The organism is Rudanella paleaurantiibacter, from assembly GCF_009184635.1.
Taxonomy (GTDB): domain Bacteria; phylum Bacteroidota; class Bacteroidia; order Cytophagales; family Spirosomataceae; genus Rudanella; species Rudanella paleaurantiibacter.
Window position 1 is genome coordinate 1 of record NZ_WELI01000023.1, and the last position, 21,860, is coordinate 21,860.

Annotated in this window: 19 protein-coding genes and 1 tRNA gene; 9 read left to right on the forward strand and 11 right to left on the reverse strand. The window is 53.3% G+C overall.

What is annotated here, in order from left to right:
* Window positions 1–370 precede the first annotated feature (370 nt).
* A complete protein-coding gene (sbcD, locus tag F5984_RS26100; protein ID WP_152127298.1) occupies window positions 371–1,627 on the forward strand; it encodes an exonuclease subunit SbcD in 1,257 nt (418 codons plus the stop codon).
* Window positions 1,599–4,679: an AAA family ATPase gene (locus tag F5984_RS26105; protein ID WP_152127300.1), complete on the forward strand. Its 3,081-nt coding sequence runs from the start codon at window positions 1,599–1,601 to the stop codon at window positions 4,677–4,679. Before sbcD ends, F5984_RS26105 begins: the two co-directional genes overlap by 29 nt.
* Window positions 4,680–4,762: 83 nt before the next feature.
* Here F5984_RS26105 and F5984_RS26110 read toward each other — a convergent pair whose 3' ends face one another.
* The 3 genes from F5984_RS26110 to F5984_RS26120 form a co-directional block, all read right to left on the reverse strand.
* Window positions 4,763–5,578, reverse strand: a complete 816-nt coding sequence (locus tag F5984_RS26110; RefSeq protein ID WP_152127302.1) for an enoyl-ACP reductase FabI — start codon at window positions 5,576–5,578, stop codon at window positions 4,763–4,765.
* Window positions 5,579–5,681: 103 nt separating this feature from the next.
* Entirely contained in the window at window positions 5,682–6,710 is a 1,029-nt protein-coding gene (locus tag F5984_RS26115; RefSeq protein WP_152127304.1) for an alpha/beta hydrolase, read from the reverse strand.
* A 3-nt stretch (window positions 6,711–6,713) separates the two neighbouring features.
* Entirely contained in the window at window positions 6,714–8,084 is a 1,371-nt protein-coding gene (locus tag F5984_RS26120; RefSeq protein WP_152127306.1) for a methyltransferase RsmF C-terminal domain-like protein, read from the reverse strand.
* Between the two features lie 118 nt (window positions 8,085–8,202).
* Here F5984_RS26120 and F5984_RS26125 point away from each other — a divergent pair, with 118 nt between their 5' ends.
* Complete coding sequence (locus F5984_RS26125; protein ID WP_152127308.1) at window positions 8,203–8,715, forward strand: KdsC family phosphatase; 513 nt, start codon at window positions 8,203–8,205, stop codon at window positions 8,713–8,715.
* Between the two features lie 66 nt (window positions 8,716–8,781).
* Here F5984_RS26125 and ybeY read toward each other — a convergent pair whose 3' ends face one another.
* The 3 genes from ybeY to F5984_RS26140 form a co-directional block, all read right to left on the reverse strand.
* Complete coding sequence (gene ybeY / locus F5984_RS26130; protein WP_152127310.1) at window positions 8,782–9,201, reverse strand: rRNA maturation RNase YbeY; 420 nt, start codon at window positions 9,199–9,201, stop codon at window positions 8,782–8,784.
* A 9-nt stretch (window positions 9,202–9,210) separates the two neighbouring features.
* Window positions 9,211–9,801 (reverse strand): hypothetical protein, encoded by a 591-nt coding sequence (locus F5984_RS26135; RefSeq protein WP_152127312.1) that lies wholly within the window; start codon window positions 9,799–9,801, stop codon window positions 9,211–9,213.
* A gap of 95 nt (window positions 9,802–9,896) precedes the next feature.
* Entirely contained in the window at window positions 9,897–12,218 is a 2,322-nt protein-coding gene (locus F5984_RS26140) for an ATP-dependent helicase (protein WP_152127314.1), read from the reverse strand.
* Between the two features lie 466 nt (window positions 12,219–12,684).
* Here F5984_RS26140 and F5984_RS26145 point away from each other — a divergent pair, with 466 nt between their 5' ends.
* The 3 genes from F5984_RS26145 to F5984_RS26155 are packed head-to-tail and all read left to right on the forward strand — an operon-like array spanning window position 12,685 to window position 15,010.
* Window positions 12,685–13,269 carry an RNA polymerase sigma factor gene (locus F5984_RS26145; RefSeq protein WP_019988760.1) on the forward strand — a complete coding sequence of 195 codons (585 nt, stop codon included), beginning with the start codon at window positions 12,685–12,687 and terminating at the stop codon, window positions 13,267–13,269.
* 48 nt (window positions 13,270–13,317) lie between these two features.
* Window positions 13,318–13,977 carry a hypothetical protein gene (locus F5984_RS26150; protein ID WP_152127316.1) on the forward strand — a complete coding sequence of 220 codons (660 nt, stop codon included), beginning with the start codon at window positions 13,318–13,320 and terminating at the stop codon, window positions 13,975–13,977.
* Window positions 13,961–15,010, forward strand: a complete 1,050-nt coding sequence (locus F5984_RS26155; RefSeq protein ID WP_152127318.1) for a DUF4097 family beta strand repeat-containing protein — start codon at window positions 13,961–13,963, stop codon at window positions 15,008–15,010. The genes F5984_RS26150 and F5984_RS26155 overlap by 17 nt, the downstream gene beginning before the upstream one ends.
* A gap of 75 nt (window positions 15,011–15,085) precedes the next feature.
* On the opposite strand, the gene F5984_RS26160 is transcribed toward F5984_RS26155, so the two are convergent.
* Together F5984_RS26160 and tpiA are read right to left on the reverse strand one after the other, a co-directional pair.
* Window positions 15,086–15,583 carry a cupin domain-containing protein gene (locus F5984_RS26160; protein ID WP_152127320.1) on the reverse strand — a complete coding sequence of 166 codons (498 nt, stop codon included), beginning with the start codon at window positions 15,581–15,583 and terminating at the stop codon, window positions 15,086–15,088.
* A gap of 58 nt (window positions 15,584–15,641) precedes the next feature.
* Window positions 15,642–16,406 (reverse strand): triose-phosphate isomerase, encoded by a 765-nt coding sequence (gene tpiA, locus F5984_RS26165; protein ID WP_152127322.1) that lies wholly within the window; start codon window positions 16,404–16,406, stop codon window positions 15,642–15,644.
* A 146-nt stretch (window positions 16,407–16,552) separates the two neighbouring features.
* On the opposite strand from tpiA, the gene F5984_RS26170 reads away from it, so the two are divergent.
* Window positions 16,553–17,818 carry an aspartyl protease family protein gene (locus F5984_RS26170; RefSeq protein WP_152127324.1) on the forward strand — a complete coding sequence of 422 codons (1,266 nt, stop codon included), beginning with the start codon at window positions 16,553–16,555 and terminating at the stop codon, window positions 17,816–17,818.
* A gap of 124 nt (window positions 17,819–17,942) precedes the next feature.
* Here F5984_RS26170 and rpmB read toward each other — a convergent pair whose 3' ends face one another.
* From rpmB to F5984_RS26665, 3 genes are all read right to left on the reverse strand, one after another.
* A complete protein-coding gene (gene rpmB / locus F5984_RS26175) occupies window positions 17,943–18,203 on the reverse strand; it encodes a 50S ribosomal protein L28 (protein ID WP_152127325.1) in 261 nt (86 codons plus the stop codon).
* A gap of 137 nt (window positions 18,204–18,340) precedes the next feature.
* Complete coding sequence (locus tag F5984_RS26180) at window positions 18,341–20,086, reverse strand: DUF885 family protein (RefSeq protein WP_152127327.1); 1,746 nt, start codon at window positions 20,084–20,086, stop codon at window positions 18,341–18,343.
* A 30-nt stretch (window positions 20,087–20,116) separates the two neighbouring features.
* Window positions 20,117–20,284, reverse strand: a complete 168-nt coding sequence (locus F5984_RS26665; protein ID WP_185155651.1) for a DUF5522 domain-containing protein — start codon at window positions 20,282–20,284, stop codon at window positions 20,117–20,119.
* 118 nt (window positions 20,285–20,402) lie between these two features.
* Here F5984_RS26665 and rocD point away from each other — a divergent pair, with 118 nt between their 5' ends.
* On the forward strand, window positions 20,403–21,650 hold the full coding sequence (rocD, locus tag F5984_RS26185) for an ornithine--oxo-acid transaminase (protein WP_152127330.1): 1,248 nt from the start codon (window positions 20,403–20,405) through the stop codon (window positions 21,648–21,650).
* A gap of 48 nt (window positions 21,651–21,698) precedes the next feature.
* A tRNA-Gly gene (locus tag F5984_RS26190) sits at window positions 21,699–21,774 on the forward strand.
* Window positions 21,775–21,860 lie beyond the last annotated feature (86 nt).

Below are 21,860 nucleotides of genomic sequence, written 5' to 3' on the forward strand. Positions count from 1 at the left end.
TCATTTTATTTTCGAAGGCCGCTTCCCGCCTGAAGACTCGAAAACCCCGGTGGCAAGTGCCAGCCGGTGTGTTTTCCCTCATTTGGGACTGCAAAGGTACGCCATAAATTCACCCTTTGTCAAGGCCTGATTTAAACTTTTCTTATAAAAAATCAGGGGCTCCAGCCTAACTCCCTGCTACCGTTTAAGTTGACTTAGTGAAGTCACGAAAAATAACTTACATCTAAAAGCAAGGCCCTTTAGGCAAACAACGAAAATTGTATTATTCCAATATTTAATTCGTCGCAGCAAGCCGAATTTTTAGGCTTTTGTAGCTATTCAAGCTATCTTGCATTACAATTATTTCGAGCAATTAGTAAGCCGACTAACAATGAAAATACTACATACAGGTGATTGGCACTTGGGAAAGCGGCTTTATAAACATGATCTGCGCGATGATCACGAGCTTTTTCTTAATTGGCTAGCCGATTTGGTCGACGAGCGGGACATTGATGTATTGCTCATTGCGGGAGACATCTTCGACACCACCAACCCCAACGATGGGTCGATGTCCTTATACTATAAGTTTCTTACCCGGATGCTTCCGCTGGGTCGGCGTATTATTATTACAGGAGGCAACCACGACTCGGCTACCAAGCTGAATGCTCCCCGCGAGCTATTGCGCCATCTGGATATACACGTGGTTGGCTGCACCAGTCACGATTGCGCCGATGAAGTCATCCGCATAAACCAGGGCTCAACGGATCTGGTGGTGGCGGCCGTTCCTTATTTACGTGATGCGGATCTTCGTCAATCTATCTCGGGACAATCATACGAAGAACGAGTTGAAGCGTTGCGTACCGGTATTCGTAATCATTATGAGCGCCTGGCTGACTACTGCCATCAATCCTACGCGGGGGTGCCGGTAATGGCAATGGGACATTTGTACGTAAACGGAGCGAGTGTGTCGGAGAGTGAGCGGGAGATTCACTGTGTGGGTGGTCAGGCTGCTTTTTCTACCGAACACTTTCCGGGCGGATTCAACTACGTAGCCCTCGGCCATATCCATATGCCACAATCGATGGGAACCGATGGGATGGTTCGGTACAGTGGCTCGCCTATTCCGCTTAGCTTTAGCGAACGCGCCAACGCCCATCAGGTGCTTGAGCTGTCGCTCGAGAATGGAGTTCTGACGAATGTGTGTTCTGTTCGGGTACCTTCGTTCCGGCGGTTACAGCACGTAGTTGGTACACTCGAGCAGGTGCGGGATTCGCTTGAGCAGATCACGGCAGAGGAGGGACAACTGACAACGCTCGTCGAAATACTGGTTGAGGAGGCACAGGAAAGCCACGCGACCCGGCTTCACTTCGAGCAGCTTCATCGTGATTATATAGAGGCTCCTTTTTCGATAGCAAAAGCAAGGTTGGTTTTTCAGAGCAAACGGGAGGGACTGGAGTCGTTGTTGGTGGCCGATACCTACTTGCAGGACCTATCGTACCTAGATGTATTCGAGCGTCGGCTGGATAGCTCACTCGTTGACCCCGAGAGCCGACCTGTACTTCTCGAAACCTATAAACAACTTTATCGGGCTGTGACCGAACAGGCCTCGCCTTTCTTGCATGAAAATTCGGCAGATACGCTTTCGTAATATAAACTCTTTTTACGGCGAGCACCCGCCGGTTCAATTTACAGAAGGTGCTCTTGCGGCTACCGGATTGTTTGTGATTTCGGGACCCACCGGCGCGGGTAAATCTACCCTACTCGACGTAATTACGCTGGCTCTGTTCAACCGGGTACCCCGGATTTCGGGGCAGCTTTCGAATACCGTTCTTTTAAACGAAGGCCTGATTGTAAATCAACAGGCCATGAAGGAGCCAAATACGGCAGCCTACGCCGAAGTCGAATACGAAGTAGCGGGCGAAACATACCGGTCGCGCTGGTCGATTCGGAAGAACCGTAACGGCAATTGGAATAACTACGAGATGGAAGTGGCCCATTTGCCGAAGGGAGAAGCCGAAGGCAAGCTGTTTCCGATTAAGAATCTCGCTGATTTCCCCCGAAAAAACGAAGAGCTGATTGGCCTTACGTACGAGCAGTTTATCCGGTCAATTGTGCTGGCGCAGGGAGCCTTTGACCAGTTTTTGAAGGCCAAGGCCGCCGAACGGAGCAAAATGCTGGAGAAAATTACCGGCACCGAAATCTACCGTCTCCTCAGCCAACGGGCCTATGCCATTGCTAAGGAGTACGATGCACAATTGGAGACGATACGGCAGGCGGTGTCGTTGATTCATGTACTCGACGATGAGAAGGTGACCGAGTTGAAGGCCCAACAAAAGACAATTAGCACCCAGCTGAAAACGCTCGACGTAGCCATTGAGCATTTTACAGCCGAACAGCAGTTGCTTAAACAGCTCGCTGAGGCCGAACAAAATCTGGCAGGGCTGGCCAACCGGCAACAGCGACTGGTGAGTCGGCGTACCGAATTTGCCCCCGATGCCGCCCGGCTGGCCCGTCATGCAACCGTAGCTGACCTAACCGTCGAACTCTCCACACTCCGTACACTGGAACAGCACTACTCGCAACTGACAAACCAGCAAACTGAGGCAACAACAACACTTACTTCTCTGCGTGGGTCGCTACAACAATGCCTGGAGAAAGCGCGGCTGCTAACCCATCAGGATTCGCTTACTCCTGAGGCAATAGAACCAGCAGTTAACAGCTACCGGGAGCAGATTGTGTCGCTACTTCAGAATGAACAGAGCGAACTTCAGAATGCCAAACGCCCGTTGGGTACGGTCCAGCAGGCCATTCGATCAGCGGAGGAACCGTGGCTACGGCAACTGCCACTAAACAACACCGAAGCGGCCCTCGCGGAAGTGCACTACCAACAGCAGAAATTGGCCAGCGACCTGGCCACGCTATCGGCCGAGTACACATCTATCACGCCCGAAACCCTTCAACACGCATTGAACCAGCTGGTAGAGCGCATTACGCAGTATAGCCAACTGGTCGCTTTGCTCGAAGAACAGCAAAAACGGCTGGCTGAAGGAATGAGCCTCAAGGGGCAGGCCGAAACCCTCGACACTACCGTTGAAATAAATACGAAAGCGGAGGCCCGGCTCAAAGCGGAACTGGAACAGCTGGAAGCAACCAAAGTAAACCTTGAAGCTGCCCAACGGCGACTCGACACCGAGGCCAACCTGGATGAACTCCGCAAAGGGCTAACCTCAGGCGAGCCTTGTCCGCTCTGTGGTTCGTTGAATCACCCGTATACTCAGCATTATGTGCAGCAAACGGGCGAGTTGGCCCTGAAACTCCGGGTCGCTCAGGCCGACTGGGAAACGAAGCGGACTCAATACGAACAGGCGCAACGAGCACTCATTCAGTCGCAGGCGAATCAGGCATCGTTTACCGCCTACCGCGATCAACTGCGGCAGGAATTCAAAAAACGCAAAGCCGAACTTGCCACCAGGCTGTCGGCGGTAGCCCTCGACCCCGACATTCAGCCTACCGAACTGCAAAGCACCATAAAGTTGCTCAACCTACAGCGGCAGGATTTACACCGGCTCCAGCACCTCTGGCAACAGCGCGATATGCTGCAACGGATTGCCACTGAGCTGGACCAGGCGGATGCCTGCCTCAAACGAGCTGCCGATATTAAGACCCGGCGCGCGTCTTTATATATAGGAACGGATATCCGGTCCGACTGCGAGACACTTCTTCACCAATTTGCACGGGTTCAGCAGCAAATAGCAACCCAGCAAGCACTCCTTCAGAAGGCGCAAGTCGAAGGGCAGGCCTGCCAGCATCAGCTTAGGGAGTTGCAGCAGACACTGACCCCTCTGCTGGCCCAGCGCGGGTTTGCGGATGCCGACTCGGCGCGGGCCTGCCTTCTCGATGCAGCAACAGCCCGGCAGCTCCAGGAAACCGAGACGGGATTACAAAAAGAAGCCGACGAGGTTATTCGGCGTATTGAGGAAGAAACGACCAAACGGGACTACGCGCTGGCACACCGAAAGGAAACCGGCACATCGGAAGAAATTGATACGCAGCTTAAAGTCCTCAAGGACGAACAACGTCGGGTAACCGAGAGTGTAGGTTACGTAAAAAAACAACTTGAGCACGATCAGGACGAGCGTAAGCGACAACAATCGATGCGCAAAAAACTGGACAAACTAGAGCAGGAGGCTCAACCCTGGCGCGAATTGGCCCGGCTCATAGGCAGTGCCAAGGGCGATGAGTTCAGCAAATTTGCTCAGGGGTTGACCCTCTCGCAATTGATCGGACTGGCCAACCGTCGGCTCCGCGAACTCACCGACCGATACCTGTTGCAAAAACCTCGCGACGGGCAAGACGAACTGTATGTTGTGGATTTGTACCAAGGCAATGCCGAGCGATCAGTATCGAGCTTGTCGGGGGGCGAGACATTTACGCTCAGTTTGTCGCTGGCGCTGGGCTTATCGGATCTGGCGTCGCAGAATGTGCAGATCAATAGCCTGTTTATCGACGAAGGATTTGGAACCCTCGACCCCGAATCGCTCGACACAGCAATTGTCATGCTCGAAAAACTTCAGCACGACAGCCAGAAAACAATCGGGATTATTTCGCACCGGCACGAAATCAAAGAGCGGATTTCGGTGCAGATTCAGGTAGAGAAAGGAACCGACGGCAATAGCCGACTGAAAGTAGTAAATGTGTAAGGGGAAGAAAAGGGAGAAGGGAAAAAGGAGAAAGTATGTGGTAGTTTAGCCCCCCCTTCTCCTTTTCCCCTTCTCCCTTTTCCTTACTTCACATTCACCAGATCCATAATTTCCGCCGAAACGCCGGTCATCGAGAAGCCGCCGTCGTGGAAGAGATTCTGCATGGTCACCATGCGCGTGTAGTCAGAGAAAAGCGTAATGCAATAGTCAGCGCACTGATCGGCGGTAGCGTTACCTAAGGGGGCAATCGCGTCGGCATATCCGAAAAACTTATCGAACCCACCAATCCCCGAACCAGCCGTGGTTTGCGTTGGCGACTGCGATACCGTGTTGACACGCACCTTGCGGTATTTGCCATAGTGGTAACCAAAGCTCCGGGCAATAGACTCCAGCATGGCTTTCGCTTCGGCCATGTCGGTATAAAACGGAAACGTCCGTTGAGCAGCCATGTAGGTCAGGCCCACTACAGACCCCCACTCATTGATAGCATCCAGCTTATAGGCCGTTTGCATCATGCGGTGAAACGACAGTGCCGAAATATCGAGGGTTTGCTTAAACCATTCGTAGTTGAGGTCGGTGTAGGCGCGGCCTTTGCGAATATTGGGGCTCATGCCGATACTGTGCAGCACAAAGTCGACTTTGCCGCCCAGAATTTCCTGCGATTGGGTAAAGAGCTTTTCGAGGTCTTCGTTCGAGGTGGCGTCGGCCGGGATAATTTCGGCATTACACTCTTCCGCCAGCTTTTTGATCTCGCCCATACGCATAGCAATGGGGGCGTTTGTGAGCGTAAAGGTGGCTCCTTCTTCTTTAGCCCGCTGCGCTATTTTCCAGGCGATTGAGCTGTCGTTGAGGGCACCCGAAATGATGCCGCGTTTTCCTTGTAATAGTCCGTATGCCATAATGTTAAAAATGCGTAATGAGTAATGTGTAATGCGTAATGAAAGTTACTCGCGCGGTCGCTCATTCATCATTACGCGTTGCGCATTCGTAGACAAAAGTAGGTTATTTTTTGGGGATGGAAGTGGCCGTAACCGGTTGGGGTCTCATTCCCAGCACCTCGTCCATAAATTTTCGGGTTTCGCGCTCCACGCCTGCCAGATCGCCGGAGGTGAACCGGGAGGCAATCACATGGTCGCCCGATTCAGGGAAAGCCACTTCTCGTTTCTTAGGGGCTGGCGTTCCGAGTTGCGCAAACATATCGAGCATAGCCGGTACCGATACCACCTCGTCCTGATGCTCGTCGTCTTTATAATAATACCCCATAAACACGGGCTGCTTGATACGGGCAAACACCTCGGGTGTCATGTACGTATCCATCAAAGTCTGGAGTGTAAGCAACCCATTGGTATGATACCGCGTGAGCCAATACTGGGCCCGGTCGGGTTTGTACCGGGTGATATTGACGTGTTCGCCGTTCATGACCCGGTTCAAAATCTGCTGGCCCCAGGGGCGTGTAGTTAGCTTCAGGGCCGGGTTAGCCGTAGCAATACAGGGCGAGTACAGAATCAGGCTGTGAATTTCGGGGTGATGAGCCGCCAAATACAACGTCAGCATACCACCCGCCGAAGTCCCCATCACAATAACGCTATCGCCTAAGGCCTTACCAATAGCCAATGCCCGCTCTGCAGAGGCCGCGTATGAAGCCGGCGTGAGTTTTTTCAACGCATCGGGCGATTTCAGGCCGTGTTCGGCGGTACGGGCCAGATACAGGTTACACCCGTAAGCCTGAGCAATAGCTCGATTGACCGGATCGCCCTCGGCCCAACTGGCCCCAAATCCCGGGATATACACCAAACTGTACCGCGTTTTTTGTTTGGTCGTGCTATCGGCCCAGACAATCCGGGCCTCGTTATCGGGTTTGAGTTGAGCAGCCGCTTCGTCGCGGGCAATGGCTGCTTCCAGCTGGGAGAGCGACGAAGTAAGCTGAACGGGTTCTGGAGCCACCGGTTCAAAACTCGGGCGAGGCCCCGACAGGTAAGCCGCGCCCAATGCCGCCAGCCCCACCCCGATCCATTTCACGTATCGATTCATCGTTTATACGTACTCCTTAATTTCCATTCGGATACGCCAATCTTTGGGCAGGTAGTTGTTGACCCGATTACCAACGCCTTTCATCCAGCCCAGTGCCAACCCCTCAAAGCGCGCCAGTACCCACCCCCGAACGGGCTCATTCAAGACCAGGTTCTCTTTCTTAAAGTAACGAAGGGCTTCTTCTTTACTAAGCTCAACACCGGGTATCGTAGGAGCTAATGCCGTACTGAGCGCCAATGCGTGCGCCGGTACAAAGTCAGTTCCTTTGAACGTACCCAAGTCAAGGCCAAACCCCTTGTTCCGAAGTTGGTCGTTGACAAAGTACAGCGTCTTTTCGAGCGAGGTCAGGATGGCTATCACATCACCATTGGGCTTTTGCCAGTACGAAAACCGGTCGGGCTCGGCCAGCCAGCTACGTACCTGCGCCGTTTCGCGGGGGCGGAGGGGTTTCCAGTCGCGAAAGGGACGGCTATTGTTTTTAATGGCGGGGGCAAAATCGGTTTTCTCGAACACACTAATAAAAAAGCCCTCGCCCTCTACCCGGTGCGGGTAACATTGATAGCCCACCGCCCCTGCCTGCTGTTTGGCCACCACTTGCCAGTCGGCAGGCAGGTCGAGTGGCCGGCTTTTGAAGCCATTTTGGAGCAGGAACTGCATATTCTCGGTATTCTCAGCCTCGTTATACGTGCAGGTGCTGTAGATCAGAATACCTCCCTGATCGACAAGCGGAGCAGCAGCAGCCAAAATCCGTTTCTGCCGCGCCGAGCATAACTGCACCGCATCGGTCGACCACTCCTGCACGGCATCGGCATCTTTCCGAAAAAGCCCTTCACCAGAGCAGGGCGCATCAACCATAACGACATCGAAGAAGCCCGCAAGACCGCCCATATCGTCGGGGTCATGATTGCTGATGACCACATTCGGGTAACCCCACTTCTCCACGTTTTCGCGCAGGATCGGGATACGGGTCCGAATCACCTCATTACACATCAGCAGGCTATCGTCCGACAGCAGCGACGCCATCAAGGTGGTTTTCCCGCCGGGAGCGGCACACAGATCGAGCACTTTGAGGGGCCGGTTCAGATTGACCGACTGCCGCAGGGCTTCGGCCAACAGCATCGACGAAGCCTCCTGCACGTAGTACGCACCGGCCTGAAACAACGGATCGAGCGTGAATACGGGGCGTTCGGGCAAGTAATAACCATCGGCGCACCAGGGCACGGGCTTCAAGTGGGCCGTGTTGAGTGTGGGTTTACGCGGGTTTACACGAATACTAACCGGCGGTTCCTGAGCAAGCGCGGCTTCAAACGCCGAAAATTCGTCGGCCAGCTGGGCCTGCATCTGCGCACGAAACGCGGGGGGAAGTTGAATCATACTGTAAAGATGGGAACATGGATTGAACGGATGTAGCGGATCGGGGCGGATTTTTTATCCATCCTAATCTGTTGCATCCATTCAATCCGTGTTCCCATCAAAGTAATATCTTTACGCCATGAACCCACTACACGAACGTTTCGCCCGCGTCCGCACCTTCATTTTTGATGTCGACGGGGTACTGACCGATGGCAGCGTAAATGCCCTGGCTTCGGGTGAGCAATTTCGCACGTTCAACATTCGCGACGGTTACGGCATTGAGCAGGCCCTCAAAGCGGGGTATAAAATCGCGATTGTATCGGCTGGTAATCAGGAGGGCGTTCGGAAGCGGCTGGAGTTCCTGAAAATAAAAGACATTTTCATGGGCGGCCCTTCCGACCAGAAACTCAACGCGTACCTGGGATACCTCACCCGCGACGCCATTGCCGAAGACGAGGTGCTCTACATGGGCGACGACCTGCCCGATTGGGAGATTCTGGCCCGTCCGACCCTCCTCAGCACTTGCCCTGCCGATGCCGCCGATGAGATTCAGGCCGTTTGTGATTACATATCGCCCAAACCCGGCGGCCGTGGAGCCGTGCGCGACGTGATCGAGCAGGTCATGAAAGCGCAGGGCAAATGGCTGAGATGACATCTCATTTGGAGAGATGGTATGTCTAAAGCCAATTTAACGAGATGACATCTCTCCAATGAGATGTTATCTCGGAAACTGCGCCAGCCATTCGTTCTCTTTGGCCCGCATGGCCTGTTCTTCCTCGGGCGATTTGTCGCCGAAGCCGCAGAGGTGCAACAGGCCGTGAGCCAGCACCCGACGCATTTCCCCAATCGACTCAACACCCAGTTGGGCGGCATTGTCCGAAACCCGATCCACGCTGATAAAAATATCGCCTTCGATCAGGTCTTCTTCCTCGCTTTGGTCGAAGGTGATAATGTCAGTGTAATAATCGTGGTCGAGATAGTCGCGGTTAACCTGCAACACATGCTCATCGGAGCAGAATATGTAGTTCAGGTCGCCGATTCGAAAGCCTTCGGCCTCGGTTTGTTGCTTCAGCCACTGGCGCGTTGCCTGTTTCTGTGGCAGTTTGTAGGGGGTATCTTCGTTGAAAAAGCGAATCACAATAGAACGTTAATAAAGAATTGGGCCAAGTAACATGTGCCAGAACACCCAGCCACCGATACAGGCTAAAGCACCCACCGTCAGCATTTGCAAGCGAAAAAGACTGGGCCAATAACGGGTAATAACCCAGTAAGCCAAGGCATACAAAGCCGCTGATACGAGCATATTAATACAAAATTCACCGAAGCGAAAGTTGTAGAAATTACCAAACAATGGCACCGGTTTTTGATCAAAGTCGGCTTTGTAATTCATAAACCAAAGCATATCTTGACCTCTAACCCGAGCATTCATATACCAAAACAAACGGTTAGCGATTGGGTAAAGCAAAAACGCCCCTACCAGCAGCCACGTTACTTTTTTCTCACTATGTCCTTTCCGGCTTAGAGCAAAACCAGCACCAGCCAGAGTCAGAGTGAAAGCTACTTGCGCAAAGAACGACACTACGTACATCCAATGCTTTGGAAAACAACCCAATAAAGTATAATGGGTGATTCTCACAGGCGCATAGCCCATAAGATTATAAACCAATGCCCCAAACCCAACAAAAAGATTCGTGTGTACGATAGGGCTGACAAAACAAACCCCGGTTACTGCTAACATTTGGCAGTTAACCAATAGGGTATTTTGCTCTTTTGCTAGTTGGTAAACTCTCACGGCACCATTGTTATAATGTACTCGAATTTAGCACATTACCCTTACTCCACAATCCGCAGCTTGGCAAAGCTAAGGAGCAGCGTTTTCTCGCCCGCCGTATCGAACTGAATAACGGCTTTGCGTTCGGTGCCGTTAATATCCATGCTCTTCACCGTACCAAACCCAAACTTGGTATGCTCTACCTTCATACCGGCCGCCAGATTCGACGTATCGCTCGGCACAAAACCAGCCGATGGTGTGTGCGCTACCGCAGGCTGGGGCGACTGTGTCCGGGCAGTTTTCTGCGCCAGCGACCGCACAAAGCTCATCGAGCCGGCCGTTGGCATTTCGTTTCGGTCGCGGTCGGGAATGGCGCGGCCCTCGCGGGCGTCCTGCCGGGTAGCCCCGTAACCGCTGCGTTCGGTATGCGTCCGGGCCATTTTGAGGTGTCGCTGATCGACCTCCATCAAAAACCGGCTCGGCTCACACATCTTCAACCGACCGTAATGGTAGCGCGATTCAGCATACGACATCGTCAGTCGACGTTCGGCGCGGGTGATAGCCACGTAGAACAACCGGCGTTCCTCTTCCAGATCGTTCCGGCTTTCGAGCATCATCTGACTCGGAAATAGCTCTTCTTCCAACCCCACAATGTGTACATTCTTGAACTCCAGACCCTTGGCCGCGTGAATGGTCATGAGCGTTACCTTGTCGTTGTCGCCATCGTCCTCTTTTTCGTCGGCTGTGGTCAACAACGATACCGTTTGCAGGAAAGCGCTCAGGCTTTTGTCGTCGTTTTCAGGATTATCGACAAACTCTTTAATCGCGTTCAGCAATTCCTGCACGTTCTCATAACGAGCCAAACCCTCCACCGTTTTATCTTCGTACAGGTCTTTGAGCAGGCCCGATGCCTTGGCAATATGCGCCGATACTTCGTAGGCGTCTTTCTTGTCGATGAGCAGGTTGAAACTCTTAATCAGGTCGGCAAATCCTTCGATGGCTATAGACGCCCGCCCGGCAATATGTTGGCTCACGTTGCCCACAATTTCCCAGATCGGCACGCTTTTCTCCGACGCCAGCACCGATATTTTGGCCACCGTGGTATCGCCAATCCCCCGCTTAGGCAGGTTGATGATCCGCTTGAAGGCCTCCTCGTCCTGCTGATTGACCGTAAACCGCAGGTAAGCGATCAGATCTTTGATTTCTTTCCGCTGGTAGAACGACAACCCGCCAATGATTCGGTACTTGATACTCAGCTTGCGGAGGGCTTCTTCAAACGCCCGCGACTGGGCGTTGGTCCGGTACAGAATGGCAAAATCGTTGTTGCGTAGACCTTCCTGCATTTTGGCCTCAAAAATGGCCTGCGCCACTAGTCGGCCCTCTTCGTTATCCGACGATGCCTTAATGACATCGATCAGGGCACCTTCCGAGTTATCTGTAAAAACGTGCTTTTCGAGCTGGTTCCGGTTCCGGGCAATCACCGAGTTAGCCGCTTCGACAATATGCTTGGTAGAACGGTAGTTCTGTTCCAGTTTCACAATCTTAACGGCATCTTTTCCGTAGTCGCGCTGGAAATTCAGGATGTTCTCGATGTTGGCCCCCCGGAAGGCATAGATACTCTGGGCATCGTCGCCCACCACGCAGATGTTCTGGTGAACAGCCGCAAGCTTGCGCGTAATGAGGTACTGCGACACGTTGGTATCCTGAAACTCATCGACCATCACGTGCTGAAACTTGTGCTGGTATTTGTTCAGAATGTCTAAGTGATCGCGAAACAGGACGTTGGTATTGAACAGCAGATCGTCGAAGTCCATAGCGTTGGCCGCGAAGCAACGCCGGGCGTACTCTTTATAGATCCGCCCCACTTCGGGCATCCGCGCCGATTCGTCGTCGGCCTTAATAACGGGGTTGGCCAGATAGTCTTCGGGGCCGATAAGCCGGTTTTTAGCCGCCGAAATCCGGCTGAACACGCTATTGGCCCGGTACACCTTATCGTCGAGCCCCATCTCCTTGATGATGGACCGCAGCAGCGACTTAGAGTCGTCGGTATCGTAAATAGAAAAGTTGCTGGTGTAGCCAATGGCACGGGCCTCAATGCGCAGAATCTTGGCAAAGACCGAGTGGAAGGTCCCCATCCAGATATTGCGGGCCTCACTCCCGACCACTTTCTCAATCCGGTGCCGCATTTCGCCGGCGGCCTTGTTGGTAAATGTCAGCGACAGAATCCGAAACGGATCGACCCCGTTTTCGATCAGGTAGGCAATCCGGTAGGTGAGAACACGGGTTTTTCCTGACCCCGCCCCGGCTATAATCATCAACGGGCCGTTGCCGTGGGTTACGGCTTCGCGTTGGGGGTCATTTAAGCTCGAAATATAGTCGATCATAGATAATGAAGACGCTGGAAGCTGAGTGGTGCCGCTTAGACTATAGCATCAGTCTAACGCCCAGGATTCAGTGTCCAACGTCCTTATATAACAATCAAAAGTACGAAATAATTTGGTTGAGGGCGATAGCATCACACTATACCATCTTCCTCAAATCGACATCCGAAAGCTCCGGGACCGACGGCTATGCATTCTACATTGTTCACTCAATTAGGATACCTAATTCGGTTGTGAGCTTACTGACCACTAATTGGTGATTTATTGACGAGTTGGTGCCATCATCCTCCCGAAACACGCCTATCGGATGGGTAATTGACTGATACATGGTGATTTGGTAAGTAGATACCCCAAAAACCAATGTGCATTTTTTTTGCGCGCACGTGCAACACCAACGTATTTAGGTTGTCTTTATTTTGAATTCGCCCCGCTTCGGCGGTTCGACCCTCAACCGCTCCGGAACGATTGCTTGGAAACGAAACTGTACATAGACCGAACCGTTGACCTTGTTGAACGCTGCAAGCTTGGCGAGCGCAAGGCCCAGTATGACTTGTATCGCCAATACGCGAAGGCGATGTACAACGTCAGTCTGCGAATCCTGAACCATGCGGCCGAGGCTGAGGATTCGTTGCAGGAAGCGTTTCTGGATGCTTTCAACCACATTCACTCCTTCCGGGGGCAGAGTACGTTTGGCGCCTGGCTGAAGCAGATTGTGGTGAACCGGGCCATCAACCACCTCCGGAGCAGGCGGGTCGAATTTGTCGAACTTGATACCACCCGTACCGGCACCGACGAGTCGGCCGAGTCGCTCGACTGGGCGTCGCCGGAGCCGTACGACGAAACGGAGATCAATTTCGATGTGGAGCGGGTACGCAAGGCGATGCAACAACTGTCGGAAGGGTACCGGGTCGTATTGTCGCTGTATTTGTTTGAAGGGTATGACCACGAAGAGATTGGTCAGATTCTGAACATCAGCGAAACTACTTCCCGAACACAGTTTATGCGGGGGCGGAAACGATTGTTGACTGTATTGGCCACCAATGAGCAAGACTAACAAAAACGTTGACACATGGTGAACCACTACAACTGGAGAATTTGACCTATGAAAAATAACCTTGAACGATTTATCCGCGATAACCGCGAAGATTTTGACGCCGACGAGCCTTCCCTCGATTTGTGGGCACGCATCGAATCGGGCATCACAATCCCGGACTCGTCGACGAATCAGGACCATGCAGGACCGGCCAAAGCAGGGCTTCTGGCCGACCTCATGACCGAACCCGTACAAACACCCCACAACGGGCGCCCGTTTGGGGCTGTGCAACGGGGAGGATGGCAAAATACGCTGGGCTTCAACCGCTGGATGGCGGCCTCGGTAGCCGTGCTGTTGCTGGTAGGTAGCTTCTGGCTCCTCAACTACCGCTACGGCGTGGCCGAACAACCCGAGGTAGTAGCCGTGAGCCCCACGTATGCCAAGGAGTTTGTGCAGTACACCCGCTTAGTCGATGCCAAGCGTGAGGAGCTGAAATCGATGACAGCCAGTAACCCGTCGCTCTATGAGGCCTTTGCCAGCGATTTGAGCCGCCTGGAGCGCAACTACCAGAATCTAAAAGCCGACCTGCCGGCTACCCCTAACCAGGAGGTACTGGTGCAGGCCATGATTCAGAATTTACAATTACAGATTGACCTCCTGAATGAACAGCTGCGTGTAATTCAGCGCATGAAAGGACAAAACAACAAGACCAATGAAAACCTTATATAAAGTAGCGTACCTGTTGCTGCTGCCGCTCTCGTTGGCGGCAGCCAACACCCCAATCGAAGATGGCCAGGGAGCCATCGAAAAAAAGCGAACCGTCATCAAGATGTTCGATGTTGACCAGAAAGACAAGCTTCTGATTGACAATCAGTTCGGACAAGTCAATGTGGATCTGTGGGATAAGAACGAGATTCGGGTGCAGATCGTGATTACGGCCAACGCCAACACCGACAGCCGCGCGCAGGATTTCCTGAACACGGTAGAAATCACCGACAAACGCGAGGGCGACCAGATTACCCTTAAGACCGAGTTACAGAAACAGTCGAGCAGCTGGACAAACTGGGGCAACGGAAACGGCGAAAAGAACTACGTTCGGATTGATTACACCGTGCAGATGCCCCGCAACAACGCGCTCACAGTCCGCAACAAGTTTGGTAATACGCACGTGGCCACGTTCCAGGCTCCGCTAAACATCTATACCCGCTACGGCAACTTTACAGCCCAGCAACTCAGCGGACGGCAAAACGACATCGATGTGGCTTTCGGCAATGCCGACATTCGCAACATGGACGCGGGCAAACTCGCCATTGCGTACTCGAACCTCGAACTCGACAAAGCGAACGTGCTGGTTCTGAACAACAAGTTTGGCAAGCTGAAAATTGGTGAAGTAGGCAAAATCGACGCTAATATCAGCTACTCCGGCGCCCGAATTGGCACCCTGCGCGAATCGTGCAAAATGAAACTCGATTTCTCGGGCGGCTTCCAGATCGAACAGCTCAAATCAGCCGACAACGTCGATATTCAGGCTAATTACTCGTCGGTTGCACTGCCCATCAATCCCGAAACGGGCTACGACTTCGACGTATCGGTAACGTACGGCGGATTCAAATACCCCAATGGTCAGAATCTCCTGCTGACTACTCAGCCTAACGATGAAAACCGACCGGGCAAGAGCCGACAGTATATCGGTAAAATTGGTCGGGGCTCCGGGCCTCGCGTGCGGGTTGTGTCAAAATTCGGCGATGTTACTTTCCGGTAGCTACCTCGTTCTGGGCTTGTACTCCATCTGGTAATAACAAAAAAGAGCAGCTTCGAAGCTGCTCTTTTTTGTTACTTAATCGGTTAGCCATTCGATCACCTCCCGGTGTTGCGGATAGTGTTGGAGCAGAGTGGCCCGCTCGGCCATCTCGAAATCGGCAAAATCAAAGCCCGGCGCTACGGTGCAGCCCGCAAGCGAGAAAGCAACGCCCTCGGCCGGTTTTGAGCCGAACCAGCATCCGGCAGGAACCACCGCCTGAAACACCTCGCCCGCAGCCGGGTTGTTACCCAGCCGAATCACCGACAAAGCCCCAGCTTGGTCAATGACGTACACGTTCAGTGGGCCACCCGCGTAAAAATGCCACACCTCATCGGCCTGAATCCGGTGCAGCGCCGACCGGTGGTGTCCTTCCAGCAAGAAGTAAATGGCCGTACTGAACGCCCGCGCCCCCGAAAATCGGGCTGGCAGGGCACTATGGGCTATCGTTTCCGCTGAGCGGTACGTCTCCGCAAAGTACCCCCCTTCGGGGTGCGGCTGCATCTGGTAAGCCCGAACAAAATCGTGTGCAGTCATAAGAAAAGAGCCACAAACGGCCACTCGTTCACCAACCGGAGTTACGGCCGTTCACGCTTTAGTTATTCGCCTTTACCACCGTCGTGAAATCGCGCGATTTCAGCGAAGCACCACCAATCAGGCCACCGTCTACATCGGGTTGCGAGAACAGTTCAGCCGCGTTTTGGGCGTTGGCGCTGCCGCCATACAGAATCGAGGTGTTTTGGGCTACCTCTTCGCCATACTGACTCGCCAGGTGTTGGCGCAACGCCAGATGCATATCCTGCGCCTGCTGCGACGAAGCTGTCAGACCCGTACCAATTGCCCAGATAGGCTCATACGCAATCACAATGTTGGCAAACTGCTCAGGGCTCAGGTGAAACAGGCTTTCCGAAATTTGTGTTTTTACGAAGCCGATATAGTCGCCGTTTTCGCGCATATCGAGCGACTCACCACAGCAGAAGATAGGCTTCAGACCGTTGGCCAGGGCAGCATCAACCTTAGCGGCCAACTGCGCGTTGGTTTCGCCGAAATACTCCCGGCGCTCGCTGTGTCCCAGAATGACGTACTCAACCCCAATCGACTGCAACATCGACGCGGCCACTTCACCCGTATAAGCACCTGAGGCTTTTTCGTGGCAGTTCTGCGCGCCCAGCGAAATACGCCCCCCGGCCGGGATATATTGTTTCAGGGTGGTCAGGTACACAAACGGCGGGCAAAGCACCACCTCGGTATTCCCGGTCACCTCGTCTTTTACCATGTTTACAACCTCCGAAACCAGCGCTACAGCCTCTTCGTAGGTTTTATTCATTTTCCAGTTACCAGCAACTATTCGCTTCCGCATATTCTTGATAATGTTTGGATTCCGCGGGCGAAATTAGTGGATTTCACCCACTGCACACCGGGTTTTGGCACAAATACACCGTTCGTCGAAACATTCTGCATTAATAGGCTATTTTTTAGTAAATTTCCCATGTAATACGAACAGTTATGAACGTGCTTTTACTGGTCATGGGTTTGCTGTTTTGTCTCGGTAGCTCGGTACAGGCTACCCCCGACAAACACATACCTGATAAGGATCGGTTTGGCTTTTTTTTGGCGGGCAACCGTAGCTGGGCCCGCATTCCGTTTCAGCTTCACTCCAACCTGATTATTATCCCGATCCGGATCAATAATTCCGACACGCTACGGTTTATTCTGGATACGGGCGTCAGCAGCACCATCGTAACCGACCCAACGGCCATCCGAAACCAGAAACTCCGGTTTACGCGCAAGGTTAAACTTGCAGGAGCGGGCGAGGGTGGAAATTTAACGGCATCGGTAGCCATCGACAATCAGCTGAGTATTGGCTACCTACGGGCCAATCGGCACAATATTGTAGTCCTTGATGAAGATGTGCTGAAACTCTCCGAATACGTTGGTGTTCCGATTCACGGCATATTCGGGTACGACCTGTTCAACACGTTTGTCGTCACCATCGATTTTCAGCTGCACGAGATTACTCTCACCCGGCCTGATAAATACCGGTACCGCCATCGGCACGGCGAGAAATACCCCATTACCATTCAGGATACCAAGCCCTACACCGATGCCATGACGCTTGTGGAGGGCGACCGGGTAACGCCCCTGCGGGTTATTCTGGACACGGGTGCGGGGCACGCCCTGCTCCTCGACCGCACGCGCAACCCCGAAAACCTGCCCCTACCCGACCGTATTATCCGGGCGCAACTGGGCCGCGGCCTCAACGGCGTGATCAACGGCAGCATGGGTCGGCTCCCCAAAGTGCGCTTTGGTCGCTATGAGCTCGACAATATTCTTGCTTCGTTTCCCGACAGCGTGGCATTTGGCACCAAACTGACCAATTCACCCGAGCGCGTCGGCAACGTAGGCTGCGAATTACTCCGACGCTTTAGAATCACGTTCAACTACCGCGATGGGTACATTGTAATGAAGCCGATCCGGCGGATCATGAAAGAAACGTTTGAGCACGATATGAGTGGCCTGGAGCTCAAAGCGCGGGGCGAAAGCTTTCAGAACTATTACATCGGTCGGATCATTGAAGGCTCACCGGCCGATTTGGCTGGGCTCGTTGAAGGCGACGAGTTGCTGCTCATCAACAACACGGCTGCCCACAACATGAGTATCAGCGATATTTACAAACTCCTACAGCGGGGCGAAGGGAAAGAAATTACGATGGTAGTGCGCCGAAAAGGCCATATTGCCCTGGCTCAGTTTGTACTGAAACGCGTTATCTAAAACAAAAACGCCGGATGCTCGGCATTAGGCGCTCAGCTGTACAATCTACAGGCGGGCGCTCAATGCCGGGCATCTGGCGTTTTCTACAACAGGAAAACCAGCAACGGAGGCTGGTATGACCTGATTACTTCGGCGAAACAACAATCCGACCCGAAAGTGTACCGCGCTCGGCAGCTTTCAGCAGGGTGGCTTCAATACCGTTTTTGTTGATCGTCTTGATCGCAGAGGTGGCTACCTTCATGGTAATCCACTCACCCGTAGACTCCATGTAGAAACGCTTCTTCTGGAGATTCGGGAAAAATTTACGCTTCGTTTTATTGTTGGCGTGAGAGACGTTGTTTCCTACACGCGTGCGCTTACCTGTTAATTGACAAACTCTGGCCATGACCGTTGCTATTTTCCTTTTGAGGGCGCAAAGATGGTGAATTTCCTGATAATCTGCAACTCAAGGCTGTGTAAAACGAAAAAGACATTGGAATGCTGGCTGTTAGCCGCCATGCAGACAGCCATTCAACCAGTAAATCACCGTCTTTTTTCCCCGCTGTTTATGTCGCCGTAAAACTTCCTGTTGGCTTTATGGCTGCGGTTGAGTGGTTGCCCGGTCAGAATAGCCCGAATCATTTCGACTGGTAGCGAGTTTTCCTGCATCACCGCATCATGAAACTGTTTGTAGGTCATTTTGCCACTGTCGACCAGCTCTTTTTTGAGCGCGTAGAACTGAAACCCGCCCGTCATGTAGGCCAACTGGTACAGCGGTTCGTAGCCACCCACAAACGACCGGCGCACTTCACCCTCGGCATTGGCCCGCTCATGCCCTACCCGATCGACGAGGAAATCGATGCACTGTTGGGGTGTCCACTTGCCCAGATGGTAGTTGAGCGAAAAAATGATCCGGGCACAGCGGTGCATCCGCCAGAACAGCATACCGATACGATCTTCGGGCGACTGCGGGAAGTTCATATCCCACAGAATCATCTCCCAGTACAACGCCCAGCCTTCGGTCCAGAACGGCGTGCGGAAGCGCCGATACGTCTTATAGCGGTTATTCATGAAACCCTGCAGATGGTGGCCCGCAATGAGCTCGTGGTGCACCGTCGAGCGCGAAAAATGGGGGTTATTACCGCGCATGCTCATCAGCTTTTCTTCCTGACTCATGGCAGCCGTGGGGTACGAAATCAGCAGGGTTTCGCCACCCAGAAAAAACGGACTGAACCGTTGCCGCTCGGCCGACATCATCATCATTCGCCACGTTTCTTCGGCAATAGGCGGAATGGTAATAAGGTCTTTACTTTTCAGGAATGCGATCGACTCGTCGTAGAGCCGCATAATCATTTCGGGCTGTTTGCCCACCGGCACCGCGCTATTTTTGACTTTTTCCTGAGCCGCCTTCCAGTTATCACCGAAGCCCATGTCGCGCGAGGCCCGGAGCAGCTCACGGTCGCACCAGGCAAACTCACGGTTGGCAATCTCAATGAGGTCTTCGGGTGAGTAAGCGATGTACTCAAACGCCAGCTGCCGCACAATCTCGTCGCGGCCTACGGGTGTCCCCGCAATACCGCTGCCGTCGTTGGCCGGGGGTGTAGCGGTTTTTGCTTTCTGCGCAAAGAACCGCGCGTAGGCACCCAACAGGCTATCGGCACGCTCGTAAGGAGCAGGTACCCACCACGTAAACTGCGGGTCGTATTGGTTATAAAACTCAAACACACTTTTCAGGGCCGAGCGAAGCCCATTGGCGGTTCCTTCGGCCCGTTGGGCAAGGGCTGCCGACATGGGGCCTGCTTTCTCGACCACAGCCCGCGTTTCGGCGACCTGACGCGCCAGCTTCGCCAAATCGGCAGCTATCTGCTCGCTGTTGAGCGACGCTCCCCGCCGACGTACTTTTTCGAGCGCGTAAATTCCGTCTGCAAACGGAAACCAGGGCTTAATCTGATTTACCTCGGCCGCTTCTTTGGCTAACTCGGCCTGCTCAACCAGCAGACTCCGGCGGAAAAGCAGGTAATCAACCTGACTCCCCACGGGCATTTTATCGAAATCCACTCGGTCGAGTTGTTGCAGATAATCGGTGGTAAGCCGCTCAAACCGCTCCCGGCGTTCGGGCGAGTTTTCGACGGTGTAAAACCGGCTGAGGCTCCCCTTATCGGCAGCATACTGCGTCATGAGGTGATGCATGTCGCTCGTTTGGCGGTAGAGCGGGGAAACAGCTTGCGAGTAGCCAGAGAGTAGGGCGGCCAAGCACAGCAGCCAACTAAGAAACAGACGGATAGGCATACGTTTAGGAATCAAAAATGACTCCTAAAATTAGGCTGTTTTTTTAAACCCGTAGGGGCAGTGCCGACAACCGTTTTTGCAGCAGTAGCCCCGCTTGAGGTGATAAGCGGCCGTAAAAACCAGAAAACCCTCGGGCGTGAAATAGTAATCCTCGTCCTTGAGGCCCGGAACTGTTCGCTTCTTCTGGCGGGTGGACATTAGAAATTGGGGGTTGCTAAAATAGATTGTAATTTTGATGGCAACCCTTTGTGGGGCTATATGGTTGTCAAAAAGTGAAATTGAGCCATTTTAAGGCCCTAATTTTAATCGTAAATTCATGAAAAATACTCTATCCACATCACTCAGCCAGCAGGCCATTGATCGCGAAGAACGTTATGGCGCCCACAACTATCACCCGCTACCGGTGGTCTTATCGAAAGGCGAAGGCGTGTTTGTGTGGGATGTCGAGGGGAATCGGTACTACGATTTTTTGTCGGCTTACAGTGCCGTCAGTCAAGGCCACTGCCATCCGCGCATCATTGGAGCCATGATGGAGCAAGCCGGGCGGCTCACACTTACCTCGCGGGCGTTTTACAACGACCAACTGGGCGTGTGCGAGAAATTCCTCTGTGAGTACTTTGGCTACGACAAAGTCCTGATGATGAACGCGGGCGTAGAAGGGGGCGAAACGGCCCTCAAACTGACCCGCAAATGGGCGTATAAAGTAAAAGGCATTCCGCCCAATGCGGCCAAAGTAGTATTTGCAGAGGGGAACTTCTGGGGACGCACTATTGCCGCCATCTCATCGTCGAATGACGCCAGCAGCACCAATGACTTCGGCCCCCTGCTTACCGGCTACCTACAGGTTCCGTACAATGACCTGGGTGCTCTGGAGGCTCTGTTTGCCACCGACCACCACATTGCCGGTTTCATGGTTGAGCCAATTCAGGGCGAAGCAGGCGTAGTGGTGCCCGATGAGGGATACCTGCGTGGGGTACGTGAATTGTGTACCCGGTACAAGGTGCTCTTTATTGCCGACGAAGTACAAACCGGCATTGGCCGCACCGGCCGCCGACTTGCCTGCGACTATGAAGGCGTAAAGCCCGACCTACTCGTGTTGGGCAAAGCCCTCTCGGGCGGAACCATGCCTGTATCGGCCGTACTGGCCAACGATGAAGTGATGCTAACTCTCAAGCCCGGTGAGCACGGCAGCACCTACGGGGGCAACCCGTTGGCCTGCGCCGTTACGATGGCTGCTCTTCAGGTGGTGCAGGATGAGCAACTGGCCGAAAATGCCGAAGCAATGGGACAAATATTCCGGGACCGGATGAACGCCCTCCGGGCGAAGTCAGATTTGATTACCCTTGTGCGGGGGAAAGGCCTGCTCAACGCGATTGTGATTGCGGCCCGGCCCGATCTCGGCGACCAAACCGCCTGGGAGCTTTGTCTGCGCTTCCGCGACAATGGCCTGCTTTGCAAACCAACGCATGGCGACAAAATCCGGTTTGCCCCCCCGCTTGTGATTACTGAAGAGCAAATGCACGAAGCCTGCGATATCATCGAGAAAACGGTGTTAGCTTTTTAGCGTAGCACTTGACAAAGTCCAAAACGGGTTGCAGATTTGCAACCACAAGCGGGAGTAGCTCAGTTGGTAGAGCGGCAGCTTCCCAAGCTGCAGGCCGTGGGTTCGAGACCCATTTCCCGCTCCACGAAAAAGCACCAGGCATATCTGCCCGGTGCTTTTTGTTTTCAGACTCCTCAATCGTTTGCACTTCGTTCAAGCTCCGGGGGGCCT